The sequence below is a fragment of the Sulfitobacter sp. SK011 genome, from assembly GCF_003352065.1.
Lineage (GTDB): Bacteria > Pseudomonadota > Alphaproteobacteria > Rhodobacterales > Rhodobacteraceae > Sulfitobacter.
The window spans coordinates 827,700-845,760 of the sequence record NZ_CP025803.1 but is presented as its reverse complement, the minus strand read 5'-3'; the positions used below and the strand labels follow the sequence as shown (position 1 = coordinate 845,760).

19 protein-coding genes are annotated in these 18,061 nt (G+C 57.2%); 13 read left to right on the top strand and 6 right to left on the bottom strand.

Translation table 11 applies throughout. The features are described from left to right. Positions 1–4 precede the first annotated feature (4 nt). Both C1J02_RS04070 and arsC read left to right on the top strand, forming a co-directional pair. The gene (locus tag C1J02_RS04070) at positions 5–1,045 is read left to right on the top strand and encodes a quinone-dependent dihydroorotate dehydrogenase (RefSeq protein WP_114880360.1); all 1,041 of its coding nucleotides are present in this window, start codon (positions 5–7) and stop codon (positions 1,043–1,045) included. Further along, positions 1,042–1,386: an arsenate reductase (glutaredoxin) gene (gene arsC / locus C1J02_RS04065; RefSeq protein ID WP_114877390.1), complete on the top strand. Its 345-nt coding sequence runs from the start codon at positions 1,042–1,044 to the stop codon at positions 1,384–1,386. The genes C1J02_RS04070 and arsC overlap by 4 nt, the downstream gene beginning before the upstream one ends. 62 nt (positions 1,387–1,448) lie before the next feature. On the opposite strand, the gene C1J02_RS04060 is transcribed toward arsC, so the two are convergent. Genes C1J02_RS04060 through C1J02_RS04050 form a run of 3 tightly spaced genes read right to left on the bottom strand, consistent with a single transcriptional unit; the run spans position 1,449 to position 3,751 of the window. Continuing rightward, positions 1,449–2,786, bottom strand: coding sequence for an MATE family efflux transporter (locus tag C1J02_RS04060; RefSeq protein WP_254693265.1), 1,338 nt, complete (start codon positions 2,784–2,786; stop codon positions 1,449–1,451). Positions 2,787–2,813: 27 nt separating this feature from the next. Continuing rightward, the gene (locus C1J02_RS04055; protein WP_114877386.1) at positions 2,814–3,332 is read right to left on the bottom strand and encodes a PaaI family thioesterase; all 519 of its coding nucleotides are present in this window, start codon (positions 3,330–3,332) and stop codon (positions 2,814–2,816) included. After that, positions 3,329–3,751: a PaaI family thioesterase gene (locus C1J02_RS04050; RefSeq protein ID WP_114877384.1), complete on the bottom strand. Its 423-nt coding sequence runs from the start codon at positions 3,749–3,751 to the stop codon at positions 3,329–3,331. Before C1J02_RS04050 ends, C1J02_RS04055 begins: the two co-directional genes overlap by 4 nt. Positions 3,752–3,869: 118 nt before the next feature. Between C1J02_RS04050 and C1J02_RS04045 the strand changes: the two genes are divergently transcribed. From C1J02_RS04045 to C1J02_RS20775, 10 genes are all read left to right on the top strand, one after another. After that, complete coding sequence (locus tag C1J02_RS04045) at positions 3,870–4,241, top strand: MerR family DNA-binding transcriptional regulator (RefSeq protein WP_114880359.1); 372 nt, start codon at positions 3,870–3,872, stop codon at positions 4,239–4,241. Between the two features lie 198 nt (positions 4,242–4,439). After that, on the top strand, positions 4,440–4,841 hold the full coding sequence (locus C1J02_RS04040) for a MerR family DNA-binding transcriptional regulator (protein WP_114880358.1): 402 nt from the start codon (positions 4,440–4,442) through the stop codon (positions 4,839–4,841). A 48-nt stretch (positions 4,842–4,889) separates the two neighbouring features. Further along, on the top strand, positions 4,890–6,671 hold the full coding sequence (locus C1J02_RS04035) for an acyl-CoA dehydrogenase C-terminal domain-containing protein (RefSeq protein WP_114877382.1): 1,782 nt from the start codon (positions 4,890–4,892) through the stop codon (positions 6,669–6,671). Positions 6,672–6,717: 46 nt separating this feature from the next. Further along, positions 6,718–6,930 carry a hypothetical protein gene (locus C1J02_RS04030; RefSeq protein WP_114877380.1) on the top strand — a complete coding sequence of 71 codons (213 nt, stop codon included), beginning with the start codon at positions 6,718–6,720 and terminating at the stop codon, positions 6,928–6,930. Positions 6,931–6,950: 20 nt separating this feature from the next. Then, the gene (locus tag C1J02_RS04025) at positions 6,951–8,108 is read left to right on the top strand and encodes an acyl-CoA dehydrogenase family protein (protein WP_114877378.1); all 1,158 of its coding nucleotides are present in this window, start codon (positions 6,951–6,953) and stop codon (positions 8,106–8,108) included. A gap of 127 nt (positions 8,109–8,235) precedes the next feature. After that, the gene (locus tag C1J02_RS04020) at positions 8,236–8,874 is read left to right on the top strand and encodes a glutathione S-transferase family protein (protein ID WP_114877376.1); all 639 of its coding nucleotides are present in this window, start codon (positions 8,236–8,238) and stop codon (positions 8,872–8,874) included. A 15-nt stretch (positions 8,875–8,889) separates the two neighbouring features. Next, positions 8,890–10,101, top strand: coding sequence for an acetyl-CoA C-acetyltransferase (locus C1J02_RS04015; protein ID WP_114877374.1), 1,212 nt, complete (start codon positions 8,890–8,892; stop codon positions 10,099–10,101). Then, positions 10,101–10,397, top strand: a complete 297-nt coding sequence (locus C1J02_RS04010; protein WP_114877372.1) for an acetyl-CoA acetyltransferase — start codon at positions 10,101–10,103, stop codon at positions 10,395–10,397. Before C1J02_RS04015 ends, C1J02_RS04010 begins: the two co-directional genes overlap by 1 nt. Before the next feature lie 24 nt (positions 10,398–10,421). Further along, positions 10,422–12,623: a 3-hydroxyacyl-CoA dehydrogenase NAD-binding domain-containing protein gene (locus tag C1J02_RS04005; protein ID WP_114877370.1), complete on the top strand. Its 2,202-nt coding sequence runs from the start codon at positions 10,422–10,424 to the stop codon at positions 12,621–12,623. Between the two features lie 349 nt (positions 12,624–12,972). Beyond that, on the top strand, positions 12,973–13,329 hold the full coding sequence (locus C1J02_RS20775) for a hypothetical protein (protein WP_162798221.1): 357 nt from the start codon (positions 12,973–12,975) through the stop codon (positions 13,327–13,329). A 472-nt stretch (positions 13,330–13,801) separates the two neighbouring features. Here C1J02_RS20775 and C1J02_RS04000 read toward each other — a convergent pair whose 3' ends face one another. The 3 genes from C1J02_RS04000 to C1J02_RS03990 all read right to left on the bottom strand — a co-directional run bounded on the left by C1J02_RS04000 (position 13,802) and on the right by C1J02_RS03990 (position 16,300). After that, positions 13,802–14,494 (bottom strand): Hint domain-containing protein, encoded by a 693-nt coding sequence (locus tag C1J02_RS04000; RefSeq protein WP_114877368.1) that lies wholly within the window; start codon positions 14,492–14,494, stop codon positions 13,802–13,804. Positions 14,495–14,685: 191 nt separating this feature from the next. Next, positions 14,686–15,333, bottom strand: coding sequence for a sulfotransferase family 2 domain-containing protein (locus C1J02_RS03995; protein ID WP_114877366.1), 648 nt, complete (start codon positions 15,331–15,333; stop codon positions 14,686–14,688). A gap of 10 nt (positions 15,334–15,343) precedes the next feature. Beyond that, a complete protein-coding gene (locus tag C1J02_RS03990; RefSeq protein ID WP_368073764.1) occupies positions 15,344–16,300 on the bottom strand; it encodes a DMT family transporter in 957 nt (318 codons plus the stop codon). A gap of 72 nt (positions 16,301–16,372) precedes the next feature. On the opposite strand from C1J02_RS03990, the gene C1J02_RS03985 reads away from it, so the two are divergent. Next, positions 16,373–18,004, top strand: coding sequence for an AMP-binding protein (locus C1J02_RS03985; RefSeq protein WP_114877364.1), 1,632 nt, complete (start codon positions 16,373–16,375; stop codon positions 18,002–18,004). The last annotated feature ends 57 nt before the right edge of the window (positions 18,005–18,061 follow it).

Here is an 18,061-nt window from a genome sequence, read left to right as displayed (position 1 = left end):
GATGATGACCCTGCTGGAGCGGATGGGCCTAAGCGCCCTGCACCGCATTGATCCCGAAGCCGCACATGGATTGGCGATCCGCGCCTTGCAGATGGGATTGACCCCTTGCCCCGGACCCATATCAACGCCGCGTCTGGCGACGACACTTGCCGGGCTTACCCTGCCCAATCCGGTGGGGCTGGCGGCGGGGTTTGACAAGAACGCCAGTGCGATTGCGCCGCTGTCGCGCGCAGGTTTCGGGTTTATTGAGGTCGGGGCCGCCACGCCTTTGCCCCAGCCGGGCAACCCAAAGCCACGCCTGTTTCGACTGACCCAAGACCGCGCGGCGATCAACCGGTTTGGGTTCAACAACGAGGGCGCGGATGCGATTGTGGCGCGCCTGGCGCGGCGCGGTTCGGGTATTCCCGTGGGCCTGAATTTGGGTGCAAACAAGACCAGCACCGACCGCGCTGCCGATTTTGCACGCGTGATGGAAGCGGCGAAAAACCATGTGGATTTTGCGACGGTCAACGTCTCTTCTCCCAACACAGAAAAGCTGCGCGATTTGCAGGGCAAGGCGGCGTTGGCCGGGCTTTTGGACGGGGTGATGGCGGTGCGCGGTGAAACACCTGTGTTTCTAAAAATTGCGCCCGATCTGACGCCGGATGAAATCGAAGATATTGCCGAGGTGGCCGAAATCACGGGCGTTGCCGCGATCATTGCCACCAATACCACGCTTGATCGTCAGGGCCTGCAAAGCGGGCATCGCGATCAGGCGGGCGGCCTGTCTGGTGCGCCGCTATTTGACAAATCGACACGGGTATTGGCGTGGCTGTCGACGTTGACCGATATCCCCTTGATCGGCGTTGGTGGCATCAGTTCGGCCAAGGATGCCTATGCCAAAATCTGTGCCGGTGCATCCGCGGTCCAACTTTATACAGCTTTGGTTTATGGTGGCATGTCCTTGGTTGCCGACATCGCCAACGGGCTTGACCGGCATTTGGCCCAAGACGGATTTGAAACTGTGGCCGATGCAGTGGGCAGCAAACGCGAGGATTGGCTATGATCACACTTTGGCACAACCCGCGGTGTTCAAAATCGCGCCAGACACTGGCGTTGATCGAGGCGGCAGGCCACCCGGTCACGATCCGCAAATACCTCGACGATGCGCCCAGCATTTCCGAGCTGGACGCAGCACTGGCCGCATTGGGCAACCCGCCCGCCATCGAGATGATGCGCAAGGGCGAAGCTGTTTTTAAAGAGCTGGGTTTGCGCGCAGACACAGACGATGCCGATCTGATTGCCGCAATGGCCGCCCACCCGATTCTGATCGAGCGCCCCATTGCAGTCAAAGGCGCGCGCGCGGTGATCGGGCGACCACCTGAGGCTGTGAAAGACCTGCTGTAACAGCCCTGCAAGCGACCCAAGGCGCGGCACGGTCGTCATTGTGACTTCTCACCAGAAAACCTCTAACCCGCCGCTCTTTCCAACGCCGGATAGCGCAGACCCAACGTGATTCCGCGCACCACAAAAGAAATCAGCAGCGACAGCCAAAGCCCATGATTGCCCAGCGGTGGCACAAGAAGCAGCGCGGCCACCACGTAGACGGCAAAGGATATCGCCATCATGTTGCGCATGTCGCGTGACCGCGTGGCCCCAATGAATATCCCATCCAGCATCCATGCCGCACATCCCGCAAGCGGGGCGGCGATCATATAGGGCAGATAGGACCGGGCCGCGTCCTGCACCTCGGGGGCTTTGGCCATCAGGTCAATGATCGGCCCTCCAGCGGCTGCAAAGGCGAATGTCATTAACACGCAGATGATCAGCCCCCACCCAGACGTCAGCAGCGCGCCCCGCCGCAGCTCGTTGCGTTGTCTTGCCCCCAGTGCCCGGCCCACAAGTGCTTCTGCGGCAAAGGCAAAGCCATCCAGAGCATAGGCGGTGATCATCAAAAACTGCAGCAACACCTGGTTGGCCGCCAGTGTCACATCACCCAGACCGGATCCCATGAACAGGAACGACACGAACATGGCCTCAAGCAGAAGCGACCTGATCAGGATGTCTGTGTTGACGCGCATCATATGGACCCAACGTGGACGGTCGAACACCTGTACCCAGTTACGCCAATCCGGCAGGGCAAAAGCCGCCCGGCAAAACCACAGGCCCAGCAGCGCGCCGCTCCATTCTGCGAGAAAGGTGGCAGTGGCCACGCCCTGCACACCCCAGTCGAGGCCAAGAACAAACCACAGGTCCAGCACGATGTTCAGACCGTTCATCCAGACCTGAATGACCAAAACAGCACGGGTGCGTTCCTGAGCGATCAACCAGCCGGTGATGGCATAAAGCGAGATTGCCGCAGGCGCCGACCAGACCCGGATCGCCATGTATTGGCGTGCCAGCCCTTCCACTTCGGCCGATCCCGGCGCGAGAGAGAATGAAGCCCAAAAGAGCGGGATTTGCAGGGCCACAATCAGCGCCCCGGCCCCCGCGCCAATCAACAGACCGCGGGTCAGCAAGGCGGCAACCTCGGCCGTATCATCATTGCCCGCAGCTTGCGCCGTCAGGCCAACGGTGCCCATGCGTAAAAACCCGAAAACCCAGTAGAGCGCAGTCAGGATTATCGCACCCAGACCCACGGCCCCAATCGGTGCAGCAAGCCCCAATTGACCGACAACGCCAGTGTCCACCGCGCCAAGGATCGGAACGGTGGCATTTGAAATCACGATCGGGATCGCGATGTTAAGGACCCGGCGGTGGGTCACCACATCGCGTGGGTCACTCACGCCTTTTTTCACCGCGTGCATCTCGTCTGCGCCGATGGGCTCCGCCATTTACTCGCGCTGGGGCATGACAAAATGCCCCGTGGCCTGCGCAAAAAGTTTGGCACGTTTGTCTTGCCAACCCTCCACATGGACGCTGGCATAGCGCCGGCCAGACCGGTTGATCCGCGCGCGCGCATAGGCATCACGGGGCAGGCCTGAGCGCAGATAATCAACCGTGAAATCAATCGTCTTGGGCAGTCTGGGCAGATGGTCTTGATCAAGCTGGGTCACATCCAGCGCGCCGCTTTCCATATCTTCCCAGATCAATCCCCAGCTCAAGGTAATGATTGCAGTGACCTCAAGAAACGCCGCAGTGGCACCCCCGTGCAACGCCGGCAGAATTGGATTGCCGATCAACGTTTCCGAGAAAGGCAGGACAGCCGTCAGCTCATCACCGCGCCGCTCAAACTGGATGCCGAGAAACTGAACATAGGGCACACCTTCGACCATGGCGCGCAGCACCCCGTCGCGGCGTTGTTTGATCACCTGGACAGGCTCGGGCGGGCGTCTTTTGGGCTGCGTGGTCATCGTTTCCCCTCCACCGTAAAGGTGCCGGTGGCGGTGGCCACGGGATTGTCCGTATCTTCGTCGGTCGCCGTGGCCCGCACGAATGCGACCGAACGGGTCACATGATAGCAGGTCGCGCGGGTGGTGATCGTCTGGCCCGGCTTGGCCGCACGCAGGTATTCGATGCGCAGATCCATCGTCGCCGTGCCTGCAGGATGGCTTGGGTGGCTCATCACGGCGGCCCCACAGGAGGTGTCCATCAACGCCGATACCGCGCCGCCGTGCACCACACCGGTCTTTGGATCGCCGATCAGTTTTTCGGCATAGGGCATTGAGATGACAGCGGTGCCATCATCCAGATCCACCACCTCCATCCCCAGTGCCACGGAATGAGGCAGCGCCTGGATGAACTGGCGGGCCATTTTGATCTTGTCAGACATATTGTATGCGCCTCTGTCCGCCGATTTTGCCCTTTATCAGGCCGGTGCGCACAAAGGGCAAGGCCAACTGTTGCGCTTGGCACGCCTTGGTTCTAGCCTGTCCAAAGGGAGAGTGACCATGGCAGCGCAACGCCTGACGTTCAAAGAAATGTGTGCCAAGTTCGACGTGACACCACGCACGTTGCGCTATTACGAATATATCGAGCTTTTGAAACCCGACCGCGAAGGACGGGCGCGGTTTTATGGCCCACGCGACAGCGCGCGCATGAAACTGATTTTGCGTGGCCGCAAATTTGGCTTTTCCCTAGAGGACATCCGCCAGTGGTTGCTGATCTATGAAAAAGAAGGCACCGACGTGCAGATGAAAGCATGGATTGAACTGGCTGACGGACAGTTGGAAGAGCTGGCCGAGCAACGCAAACAGTTGGATCAAGCAATGCTCGAATTGCAGCGCCTGCGTGATGACACGGCGAAGGCGCTCAAGAGCTGATCCTGATTCAAAAAGCGTACGTAAAGTTGCTCAAATTTGCAGGATGCCACAGCTTTTTCCCCTTTACCTACTTGCCAGTTACGTCACCTGTCAAAGTGACGTAGCGTCTTAGTTACGTAAACCTGGGCGACTGTTGTAAGGACAGAAAAACAACCCATTTCCGATACAGAACGCAACATTCTGATGAGAGTGATGATGATAAATAACGACACGATGACGATCCGCCAGATGTGTGATGCCTTTGAAGTCACGCCGCGGACCCTGCGCTTTTACGAAGCAAAGGAACTGCTGTTTCCAGTGCGTGAAGGGCAAAAACGCCTGTTTACCAAACGTGACCGGGCGCGCCTGAAACTGATCCTGCGCGGCAAGAGATTTGGCTTCAGCCTTGAGGAAATTCGGCAGCTGCTGGATTTGTACCACATGGACGACCAGCAGCAGACCCAGATTTCGCGCACCTATGAAATTGCCCGCTCCCGCCTTACCGATATGGAAGCGCAGCGCGACGAATTGAATGAAGCGATCAGTGATCTGCAAGACCAGCTGAAATGGGGTGAAAAAATGATCGCCTCAATGAATCAGCAGCGTAATGCAGCGGAATAATCGCCTTTAGTCCAAAACCAACACAACGCAATTCTACGGAGACCCTTGATGCCCAGCTACAGCGCCCCCACCAAAGACCTTCAATTTGTATTGCACGATGTGCTGAACGTGACCGCGTCGACGACGCCTGGCTATGATGAACTTGAGGCCGATTTCACGTCTGCCATCCTCGAAGAAGCCGGGAAACTGACGTCTGACGTATTGGCCCCGCTGAACGTGGTGGGTGACAAAGAAGGGTGCAGATTGGAAAACGGGGTTGTCTATACGCCGACAGGATTCAAAGAAGCGTTTGCGCAGGTCAAGGAAGGCGGCTGGCCGGGGCTCGACATGCCGGAACAATACGGCGGGCAGAACATGCCATACGTGATGGGCACTGCAGTGGGCGAAATGTTTTCCGCCGCGAACCAGGCGTTCACAATGTATCAGGGCCTGACACACGGGGCGGCATCGGCCATTTTGGTGCATGGCACCGATGCGCAAAAAGATACTTATCTGCCAAATATGGTGTCGTGCGAATGGACCGGCACAATGAATTTGACCGAACCGCACTGTGGCACCGATCTGGGTCTCATGCGCTCCAAGGCGATCCCTCAGGGCGATGGCAGCTATAAAATCACCGGGCAAAAGATTTTCATCTCATCGGGTGAACATGACATGGCCGATAACATCATCCATCTGGTGCTGGCCAAGATCGAAGGCGGCCCCGAGGGTATCAAAGGCGTGTCGCTGTTCATCGTGCCAAAATTCATCGTGAACGAAGATGGATCGCTGGGCGAACGCAATGGGGCCACGGTCGGGTCGATCGAAGAAAAGATGGGCATCCACGGCAACTCCACCTGCGTGATGAATTATGACGACGCCACCGGGTATCTGCTGGGCGAAGAGCATAAGGGCATGCGGGCAATGTTCACCATGATGAACGAAGCGCGGGTTGGCGTTGGCATGCAGGGCCTCGCCCAGGCCGAGGTCGCGTATCAAAACGCGGTGATCTATGCCAACGACCGTTTGCAGGGCCGTGCCGTGACAGGTGCCGAGTTTCCCGACAAACCTGCCGACCCACTGATCGTGCACCCCGACATTCGCCGTTCGCTAATGGACCAAAAGTCTTTCGTTGAAGGGGGCCGCGCATTTCTTTTGTGGGGCGCGATGATGATCGACGCAGCACACCGTGCCGGTGACAAGGATGCGGACGGCCTTGTGTCGCTGCTGACCCCGGTGATCAAAGGGTTCCTGACCGATCAGGGCTATGACATGACCGTCAAAGCACAGCAGATTTATGGCGGCCACGGTTATATCGAGGAATGGGGCATGTCCCAATTCACCCGCGATGCCCGGATCGCGATGATCTACGAAGGGGCCAACGGCGTTCAGGCCCTTGATCTGGTGGGGCGCAAGCTCAGCCAGGATGGTGGCAAGCATGTGATGGCGTTCTTTGATCTGGTGAAATCCTTTATCAAAGACAATGCCGGCCAAAACGCTGAATTCGATGCGGACTTCCTTGATCCGCTCAAAGCGGCCAGCAAAGATTTGCAGGCGGCGGGCATGTACTTCATGCAGAACGGCATGAAGAACCCCAATCACGCGCTGGCCGGGTCAAATGACTTTATGCATATGTTTGGCCATGTCTGCCTTGGCCTGATGTGGGCAAAAATGGGTCTGGCCGCACAAAAGGCGCTTGATGAGGGTGCCAGCGACACGGGCTTTTATCAGACGAAGCTGGCCACCGGACGCTATTACATGGCGCGCCAGTTGCCTGCCACGGCCTTGCATCTGACGCGGATTGAATCGGGTGCAGATACGGTCATGGCGCTGGAGGCTGCAAACTTTTAAAGTAGCGGTGGGGCATACCCCCACCCTACCCTAACCCGGAGACATCATGCCCAAACGCTTTCGCCTGACCCGCCGTTTTCCAGTCGCGATGACCGAAGACGGATATCGCCGCCTGAAGAAATTCAGCGCAGAAGCGGGTCTGGACGAAGGTGAGGCGCTGTCGTTCCTGTTTGAGAACTTTAATTCGGTGATACACGAAGAAAATCTGACGGCCCGGTTGCGGCTGTTCAACTCAGAGCTTGAAAGCCGCAAGCGCTGATCCACCAGGGAGGGGGCAAAATGAACGACCAAGGCACAAGACCATCCTCTTGGATGACCGACGAACACCGCATGATCGCGGATATGACGGCGCAGTTTATCAACGCCGAATGGGCCCCGAAATTCGAGAAATGGCGCAAACAGGGCCAGATGGACCGTGACACATGGGCACAGGCCGGTGAATTGGGCCTGCTCTGCCCGTCGGTCCCCGAAGAATATGGTGGTCCGGGTGGCGATTTCGGCCATGAGGCCGCAATCCTGATCGAAGGCTCACGTGCCAATCTGGCAAGCTGGGGTCATGGCATTCATTCCGGCATCGTGGCGCATTATGTGCTTGCCTACGGCACTGAGGAACAGAAAAAACGCTGGCTGCCCAAGATGGTGACTGGCGAATTAATAGGCGCGCTGGCGATGACAGAACCGTCGACCGGGTCTGATCTGCAGCGGATTAAGACCAAGGCCATTCGCGATGGCAATGCGTATCGCCTGTCCGGGCAAAAGACCTTTATCACCAACGGTCAGCACGCAAATCTGATCATCGTTGCTGCCAAAACCGACCCCTCCGAGGGGTCCAAAGGCGTGTCGATGGTGGTGGTTGAAACCGATGGCGCGGACGGATTTCAGCGCGGACGTAACCTTGACAAGGTTGGACTGCACGCCGCGGACACGTCCGAGCTGTTCTTTGACAACGTCGAAATTCCCCCCGAGAACATCCTTGGTCAGGACGAGGGTCAGGGTTTTTATCAGATGATGCAGCAGCTTCCGCAGGAACGCCTGATCATCGGCTGTGGTGCGGTCGGTGCCATGGAGGGAGCTGTGGAACGCACCATTGCCTATTGCAAGGAACGCGAGGCTTTTGGTGGGCCGCTGACGCAGTTCCAGAATACCCGGTTCAAGCTGGCGGAATGCAAAACCAAAACCATGGTGGCGCGGGCGTTTCTGGATGAATGTATCGCTGACCACCTGCGCGGCGCGCTCACCGTCGAGAAAGCCGCGATGCAGAAATACTGGCTGACCGATACCCAGGGCGACGTTTTGGATGAATGCCTGCAACTGCATGGCGGTTACGGTTTCATGCAGGAATACGCCATTGGCGAAATGTGGGCCGATGCCCGCGTGCAACGGATCTACGGCGGCACCAATGAGATCATGAAAGAACTCATTGGACGCGCGTTGTGACAAAGCACGTGTGCAGCCCGCAGCAAGCGCGGTGCACGGTATTTGTAAAAGGGTGAAAACCAAGGGACTCTTACCCCTTCACCCTTTCTTAAATACCGCTGCACGACAGAGACAAAAGGAACTGACGATGACAATCAAACTCCACTGCTTCGGCGAATCCGGGAATGCCTACAAGGCGGCTTTGGCGCTGGAGCTTTCCGGGCTGGACTGGGAACCGGTCAAAGTTGACTTCTTTGGGGGGGAAACCCGGCAGCCGGAATACCGCGCCAACTTCAATGAGATGGGCGAAGCGCCGGTGATGATTGATGGCGATCTGAAATTGACCCAATCGGGTGCCATTCAGGATTATGTGTCCGAAAAATCCGGGAAGTTTGGCGGCAAAGACAGTACCGAACGGCGCGAAATCCTGCGCTGGGTTTTGTGGGACAATCACAAGCTGAGCTCAACCGCCGGTCTCACCCGGTTTTTAATGAACTTTCTGCCTGAAGACAAACGCCCGGCGGAAGTGATTGCGTTCAACCAAGGCCGCCTCAAAGCCGCCTATGCCGTTTTGAACGATCACCTGAAGGGCCGCAACTGGATCGTCGGCGACGCCATCACCAATGCCGACCTCAGCTGCTGTGGCTATCTTTATTACCCTGAACCGTTCGGCTTTGACCGCATGGACTGGCCCCACATCGACGCCTGGCTCACCCGCCTGTCTGAAACACCGGGTTGGAAAGCCCCTTACGATTTGATGCCCGGCAGCCCTGCTGACCGCGCCTAATACGGAGAACGAACCATGACTGAAGCCTATATCTATGACGCGATCCGCACCCCGCGCGGCAAAGGCCGCAAGGATGGATCCTTGCACGAAGTGACGTCGTTGCGTTTGTCTGCCGTGACACTGAACGCGCTGAAAGACCGCAACAACCTTGAAGGTCATGCCGTTGAGGATGTGATCTGGGGCAATGTCACGCAGGTGATGGAACAGGGCGGTTGCCTGGCGCGCTCAGCGGTGCTGGCATCAGACCTTGATGAGCGCATCCCCGGGCTTGCGATCAACCGCTTTTGTGCAAGCGGCATGGAAGCTGTGAACCTTGCTGCGAACCAAATCAGGGGTGGCGCTGGCATGGCCTATATCGCGGGCGGCGTTGAAATGATGGGCCGGGTGGCGATGGGCAGCGACGGTGCAGCGATTGCCGTTGACCCGACATTGGCGATGGAAAAGTATTTCGTACCGCAGGGTATTTCGGCTGACATCATCGCGACCGAATACGGGTTCACCCGTGATGATGCCGATCAACTGGCCGTGGCCTCGCAGCAGCGCGCCAAGGCCGCGTGGGACGACGGGCGATTTGCCAAATCCGTGATCACCGTGCGCGACCAAAATGGCCTCGCGATACTGGATCACGACGAATACATGCGCCCCCAAACCGACATGCAATCGCTCGGCAGCCTAAACCCGGCGTTTCAGGCGATGGGTGAAGTCATGCCCGGTTTTGATAAGATCGCGCTGATGAAGTATCCGCATCTTGAGCGGATCAATCACATTCACCATGCGGGCAATTCATCTGGTATCGTCGATGGTGCCGCCGCCGTGCTGATCGGCAACAAGGAGTTTGGCGAAAAATACGGGCTCAAACCCCGCGCCCGTATCCGTGCCACCGCGAAGATCGGCACTGACCCCACCATCATGTTGACCGGCCCTGTGCCAGTGACCGAAAAGATCCTCGCTGACAATGGGATGAAGATCGGCGACATCGACCTTTTTGAGGTCAACGAAGCCTTTGCCGCCGTTGTCATGCGGTTCATGCAGGCGTTCGATGTGGATCATGACAAAGTCAATGTGAATGGCGGCTCTATCGCCATGGGCCACCCCTTGGGTGCCACCGGTGCCATGATCATCGGCACACTGCTGGATGAGCTTGAGCGCAGCGATAAAGAGGTCGGCATGGCCACGCTGTGTATCGCATCCGGCATGGGTGCTGCCACCATTATTGAGCGTGTGTGATGACCGGCGCAAAACATCCTTTTCACGCGGTGGCCGCCTTGGCCGCTAAGCGCGATATGGACCTTGAAATCAAGGTGGAAAATGACGGCGACTATGTGCGTCTGTATCAGGACGCGCCGCCGTTGTTCTTCAAATACCGCCCCGATCCCAGCGACAGCTTTGACCGGAATTATTTCCAGCAGTCCAAGCGCATTTTGCTGAGCGAAGAAGATTGTGCGCATGGCCCTGACGTCACGCTGGCCCTGATTGAACAACTGCTTGAGAAATTTGCCGACTACACGCCGCGGCGCACTTGAACACCCCAAAACGGGAGAGAAGATATGACCGATTTTACAATGAAGACAGACGCAGATGGCGTCGCCGTGATCACCTGGGATGTCCCAGAGAAATCTATGAACGTGATGTCGTTCGAAGGGATTGAGCAACTCAACAATCTGGTCGATGCCGCTTTGGCGGATGAGGCCGTGAAGGGTGTGATCATCACCTCTGGCAAGGACGGATCCTTTGCCGGTGGCATGGATCTGAACCTGCTGGCCAAGATGAAAGAAGACGCAGGCGATGATCCGGCGCGCGGGTTGTTTGAGGGCACGATGAAAATGCACCACATGCTGCGCAAGATTGAACGCGCGGGCATGGACCCAAAGACCAACAAAGGTGGCAAGCCGATTGTTTCCGTGTTGCCGGGTACTGCCGTTGGCATTGGTCTGGAACTGCCGTTGGCCACGCATCGCATCTTTGCTGCCAACAATCCAAAGGCCCGCATTGGCCTGCCGGAAATCATGGTTGGGATTTTTCCGGGTGCCGGTGGTACCACACGTTTCGTGCGCAAAATGGGCGCGATGGCGGCTTCGCCGTTCTTGCTGGAGGGCAAGCTGGTGTCGCCGGACGCCGCTGTGAAGGCAGGCATCATTGACGAAGTTGCGGATGATCCGATGGCGGCAGCACATGCTTGGGTGTTGAATGCCAAGGACGCCGATCTGCTCAAACCATGGGACGCAAAGGGTTACAAAATGCCCGGCGGCGCGCCTTATCATCCTGCGGGTTTCATGACCTTTGTGGGGGCAAGTGCGATGGTGAACGGCAAAACCCAAGGTGTCTATCCGGCGGCCAAGGCATTGCTTTCTGCGGTGTACGAAGGGGCATTGGTGCCCTTTGACACAGCCCTCAAAATTGAAGCGCGCTGGTTCACCAATGTGCTGATGAACCCCTCATCAGGTGCAATGATCCGCTCACTCTTCCTGAACAAGGAAGCCTTGGAAAAAGGCGCTGTGCGTCCCGCGGACGTGCCTGATCAGCGTGTGAAAAAGCTGGGTGTGTTGGGTGCGGGCATGATGGGCGCGGGGATCACCTTGGTGTCGGTTCAGGCGGGTATTGAGGTCGTGCTGATTGATCAAACACAAGAGGCCGCGGACAAAGGCAAGGCCTATGCTGCGGGCTATTTCGACAAGGGCATCGCACGCAAGAAATCCACCGAGGAAAAGAAGCAGGCCGCATTAGACCTGATCACCGCAACCACCGATCTGGACGCACTCAAGGGTTGCGATCTGATCATCGAAGCGGTTTTTGAGGACATGAAAGTCAAAGCCGAAATGACCAAGAAGGTTGAAGCGGTGATCCCTTCGGAGTGTATCTTTGCGTCCAACACGTCGACTTTGCCGATCACCGATCTGGCCAAAGCATCGTCACGCGATGACCAGTTCATCGGCATTCACTTTTTCTCACCGGTAGAAAAGATGCTGTTGGTTGAGATCATCAAGGGCAAGCAAACCGGCGACCGGGCCGTGGCAAAGGCGCTCGATTTTGTGCGCCAGATCCGCAAAACGCCGATTGTGGTCAACGATGCGCGGTTCTTTTACGCCAACCGCTGCATCATCCCCTACATCAACGAAGGGGTGCGGATGGTTCAGGAAGGTGTTGAACCTGCGCTCATCGAAAACGCCGCGAAACTTGTTGGTATGCCGCTGGGGCCACTGCAGTTGATGGATGAGACATCGATTGATCTGGGGGCCAAGATTGCCCGCGCGACGAAGGCCGCGATGGGCGCGGAATACCCCAACGATGACATCGACCCACTGGTGTTCTGGATGGAGGCCGAAGGGCGTCTGGGCCGCAAAGCCAACGCCGGTTTTTATACCTATGATGACAAGGGCAAACGCGAAGGTCTTTGGAAAGGTCTGAGAGAGAAGTACCCGCTGTCCGATGATCAACCTGACCTTATCGAGGTCCAGCACCGGTTGTTGTTCAGCCAAACTTTGGAGGCCGTGCGCGCATTGGAAGAAGGCGTGCTGATGGACATCCGTGAGGGTGATGTCGGCGCGATCTTGGGCTGGGGTTTTGCCCCGTGGTCTGGTGGCCCGCTCAGCTGGCTCGACATGATCGGCGCACCTTATGCGGCGGAACGCTGCGATCAACTGACCGAGAAGTATGGCGAACGGTTCGCCTGCCCCGATCTGCTGCGCGAAATGGCAGCTAAGGGTCAGAGCTTTTATGGACGGTTTGACCCGGACGCAAAGGCCGCGTGAACGTGTTGACATAACGGATAAAAAGGGGCGCTGAGGCGTCCCTTTTTGCTTTGAACCTTCGAGCGGAACTCTGCAATGCGGGACGTTGCAGCCATTAAAAAAGCAACATGTTTATATCTAACCGATTTCTCATAGGGTAACTTTATATCTCATCGCGGCACCCAATGGCCCGCGAAACCCCGATCTGGAGACGTTAAAATTCTCGATTTGAAAAGCCCTACGATAAAGTTTTTTTCGACATCGATGGCACGTTTGTCGACTCACGCACCGTTGGCACGAGCTTGGAAAAAGTGGGCAAAGCGCAGCAATCGCGCATTTGCAGGACTATTCGGCGGGCGGGTTCTGACGGATGCAGGACGATACATCATTTCGCAACTGTCCGGCCTGCGCGTCAAAAAATGCGACGATTGAAAGCGCTTATTCATCCAGCCCTTGGCAGGTGGCTGCCTGTGACCCCTGTGGTTTTGTCTACCTGCGCAAACGGCCCGGGTATGAGGCACTCAAAGAAGATTTTGGCTGGGAAAAACCTATGAAGCTAAAAAGGAGTCCTCGTCCGGGTCGACCGCTCTTAGCCCTCTGGTGCGGCGGATTCGAAATTCTCTGGGCATGTATCGCGATAAAACCCAATCCTATCGCCGGTGGTTCAACGACGGCGATGTGCGCGACATCGGCTGTGGCGACGGTGGACGGATCAAGCCACCAATGACCCCTTTGGTATCGAACTTTCCACCAGCTTACATAAAACATCGGACAAGATGATGCGCGCGCGTGGCGGCTATTGCCTGTTTGGTGCCGGGGCCGAATTGGTGCGATTTTCGCTATCCTGACCATGTAAACTACTTCACTTTACAAAGCCTTCGGGATGTCGCCGCGCGCGCGGGTTTCACCACCACACTGGTCAATCGGATTACCATGACAGTGGACGACAACATTTCGGTACTTCTGCGAAAACGCTGATGTTTCATCCAACGGGCATACCGCGCTGATGCTTGATGCTGCTCACTAAGTCATTGGCTAAGGATCAATTATTGCATTGATCGGTTGAAAACCGGCACCTCCGGGCTCAAACCTGCTGCTCACTCAAAAGAAAAAGAGGGCCGCCCATGTGACCCCCCTTTTCCCGAAGTGAATGTCCTAATCTTTGGCCCCCCTCCAAAGGATCAAAGTGTCGTCTCAGATCAGCAGTGCGCAACCATCTGGCTGTCAACGGGACTGCCTTTGGCCAGCATCTGATCCTCGATCGTCAGACATTCCGCCAAGAACGCCGCGTCGCGGATATTCAGGACGTCGTAAGTCGAAGGCTGTGCCTCGATGAATTTGTCGAGGGCCAGGCTGTTTGCGGGACAGTGGATTAATGCGCCGCCTTCGGCATAGATCACTTCTTCGTCGGCGAAATAGACGGCAATCAATTCGACCTGATGCGGCGGGGCGGCGCGATAAATGCCGCGTACACCTTCCAGCACATGCGCGGGAACTATCGCAAACGGATCACCATACATGTCCGCGGCCGCATCGCTTTCCACCAGCACACCCTGATCCGCCAGAAGCGTCAGTTCAGTGCGGTTTCCCAAAGCGTCTGTAGGGATGATCACCGGCCACATTGCAGGGGAGGTTTCGGGGGCATCCAGCCAAACGGTTGAACGGCGAATTTCCGTAATCTCGCGCATGCCGTGGTCAAAGGTCAGCACCATGTCGCCGACTGTCAGCGCTTCAATCACACGCCAACCAAGGTTTGAGGCAACATGGGTGCCCGCCATCAGACCGTGCGTCAAAGCGGCAAGTCCCCCGTCATAGGCACCACTCGTCTCAATTGAGCGGCGGTGAATCCCCGGCGGTTTACTGTTCCATCCAAACATATCATCCATCCCCATGGTGATGCGCCTTGGCAGGGCGCTGTTGCAGTGAATGCAACCATTAAGGGTGATTCACATGTCCAAGGCTAGTCAAAAATAAGGCGGAATTGGGGCATTGGTGCCCCATTTGGCCACAGTAAGAGTGGATTTCACAGAATTGGTTCACGAAATTGCCCCAATCGCCGAGAATGTATTAACGGAATGATAATTCAGGAAAAGGAATACCCGAATAGCGCGATATCCTCTGCACAACACTCGGCTATGATGTTTTGGGTTTCTGCGGTGTAATATCCCCGGAAATCTGGTTGCCGGTCCGACCGGTTCGCCTTGGGTAAGGTCAGATCAAACCCCAGATGTTGGACCAAAGGGGCCGCATCCTCGGCAAAATATTCAAGCCTGATGTACGCGTTGCACCGCTTAGTGCCCTGCGCATCCTGCATATAGCGTGTTGAGGGCCAATTGCGCAGCGTGGCTTTGGTGCTGGTATTGTTCAAGAACCCGTCGAATGGCAGGGCCTTGGCCAGACCAACAGCCGGATGGTCAAACGTCTGCTCTTGCAGCCAATGGTAATAGCTGACCACCCGGTCCCAGGGATTGCGGACCATGGTAAAGCAGAACAGGTCGGCCAGTTCATCGGGTGCGACCAGACCGTCAATATCGGCCAGTGTCGAATGTTTCCACAACCGCCCGCGTGATGGCAGATCTTTCACGCGGCGTCGCCGATTGCGCGCCTTGGGCGTGTCGCCCAAGATGATGTCGTTCTTCATCGCACGGTCCTCAAGCGCCAGCGTCATTGAGGTGCCCCCGGTCTTTGGGATGTGGACAAATATATACGCGCGGCCCCGACTGATGATCACGGTATCGTCCTTATTCCAGCACTGATGCGCCGCGCATATCAACAGGTGCGCCTGACCGTAGCGCAATGATGATGCCCGCCAGCGCGATGAATGCCATACCAACAAGGCCAAGCAGTGGCACCGATTGATCCCATAACACCCATGCCCAAAAGCTGGCAAAGACTAGCAGCGAATATTCGAATACCGCCACATGGGTGGCCTCGCCCAATTGGTAGCCCCGAAAAATCAAACCGATGCCCAACAGCGATCCAACCGCCTGTACCGCAATCCAGAACAGCATTTGCGCATCCATCGGGCCCCAGGACCGCAAAACAAATCCCGCATGACCCGGCGGTCCGTCAACCGGCATCATCAGCACACCAATTGTGCCAAAGACCCCCAACATGCCAAAGAAACCTGCCGTCAGGGTCAGGGTCCCCTCACCCTCACACCATGCGCGGGTTGCAACGGCACCAATGGCATACAGCAACCCCGCAACAATTGGCAGGAACGCGACAAGGTTCAGCGCATCCGGATCAGGCCGGATCACCATCAGCGCACCGACAAACCCCAATCCCACCGCCGCCCAGCGAAACGGGCCAACTGTTTTGCCCTGAAACAGGATTGATATGAGCACAACAAAAAGCGGTGCGGTAAAGAGCCCCGCCACCACCACGCCAATCGGCAGCACCGATAAACAGCCAAAATAGATCAACATTGCACCCGCCTGAAACAGGCTGCGCCCCAGCACCGCACCAAGCCGCTTGGGCCGCAGTGCACCAAAGCCAAGTGCCACGATGAGACCCAGCACACCAAACGCCATGATGCTGCGCAGCATATGGAACTGCCACAGCGAGCCACGTTCGGAAATATAGGGCACAAAGTTGTCGGTCAGACCCAATGTAGCCATCCCGCCCAATACAGACAGTGCCGCCAGCCCCGGTTTTACATCACCCGTCGTCACATCTTGCCCTTTGTTCGTTTTCACCTCTTCCAAAGTCACGCCTGCGCCGTAATACTCAACCCCTAAAGCGACATGAAGTGCTGGGGAGGGACCGACATGGGCTGGATGCAGGACGAGACCGGGTTGGACAAATGTGCCGCAAACTTTGTGGCATTGACTCCGCTTTCCCATCTGGCACGGGCGCGCCATGTCTTTGCCGACCGAACCGCCGTGATCTATGGCGACCACCGCGTCAGTTATGCGCAGTACTACGATCGCTGCACCCGGCTTGCATCTGCGTTGGCGGGCATGGGCATTGGCCCCGGCGATGTGGTGGCTACGCTGATCCCCAACACCCCAGCCCAGGCCGAAGCGCACTTTGGTGTGCCCGCCTGTGGTGGGGTGTTGAATACGATCAACACGCGGCTGGATGTGAACACTGTCGCCTATATCTTTGACCATGGCTGCGCGAAGGCCCTGTTGGTGGATACCCAGTTTATCGATCTGGCCGAAGCTGCCTGTGCTGCCATGAAAGGCACCGCGCCGCAGATCATCGAGGTGCCTGATCCCGTCGCAGGATTTCCCGCAACGGGGCGTTATCCGGCATATGAGGATGTGCTGGCCGGGGCGGACGCTGCATTTCCGTGGCAGATGCCGCAGGACGAATGGGAAAGCCTTGCGCTCAATTACACATCCGGGACCACCGGCCGACCCAAGGGGGTCGTGTACCATCATCGCGGTGCATATCTGATGACCATGGGCACGGTGATCAGCTGGCGCATGGTGCTGCACCCGGTGTATATGCAGATCGTGCCGCTGTTTCACTGCAACGGCTGGAACCACACATGGATGATGCCGCTGATTGGCGGCACGCTTGTCTGTTGTCGCGATGTCACTGCCACCGCGATCTATGACGCGATTGCGGATGAAAAAGTGACCCATTTTGGCGGTGCGCCAATTGTGCTGAACATGCTTGTCAATGCGCCCGAAGACCAACGCCGCAGTTTTGATCACGTGGTCGAGGTCTTTACCGCAGGCGCCCCCCCTGCCCCCGCGACGCTGGGCAAGATCGAGAAACTGGGGTTCAACGTCACCCAGGTTTACGGGCTGACCGAAACCTATGGCCATGTCACCGAATGTCTGTGGCGCGGCCAGGACTGGGACACGCTTGATGCCCCTGCCCGCGCCGCGATCAAAGCACGCCAGGGGGTCGCGATGCCAATGATGGACCACATCACCGTGACCGACAGCACCCTGGAACAGGTGCCGATGGATGGCAGTGTCCAGGGCGAGATCATGATCCGCGGCAATGCGGTGATGAAAGGCTACCTCAAGAACCCCGAGGCCACGCGCGAGGCCTTTGCAGGTGGCTATTTCCATTCCGGCGATCTGGCGGTCCAGCACGCCGATGGCTACATCCAGATCGCGGATCGTGCCAAGGACATCATCATCTCGGGCGGCGAAAACATATCCTCGGTCGAAGTTGAAGGCGTTCTGATGGGCCACCCGGACGTGAACCTTGCCGCCGTTGTGGCCAAACCGGATGACAAATGGGGCGAAGTGCCTTGCGCCTTTGTTGAGCTCAAACCCGGAGCGAAGGGCGATGAGGCCGCTTTGATCGCATTCACCCGCGAAACGCTGGCCGGGTTCAAAACACCCAAGCGGATCATTTTTCAGGAGCTTCCAAAAACCTCGACAGGGAAGATCCAGAAGTTTGAGCTGCGCAAACATGCCGCTGAGGTTGATTAGAATGCCGCCGCTCTGGGGTCAGAACGCCACCATTGCCCCGGACGCAAGCTATGCTAA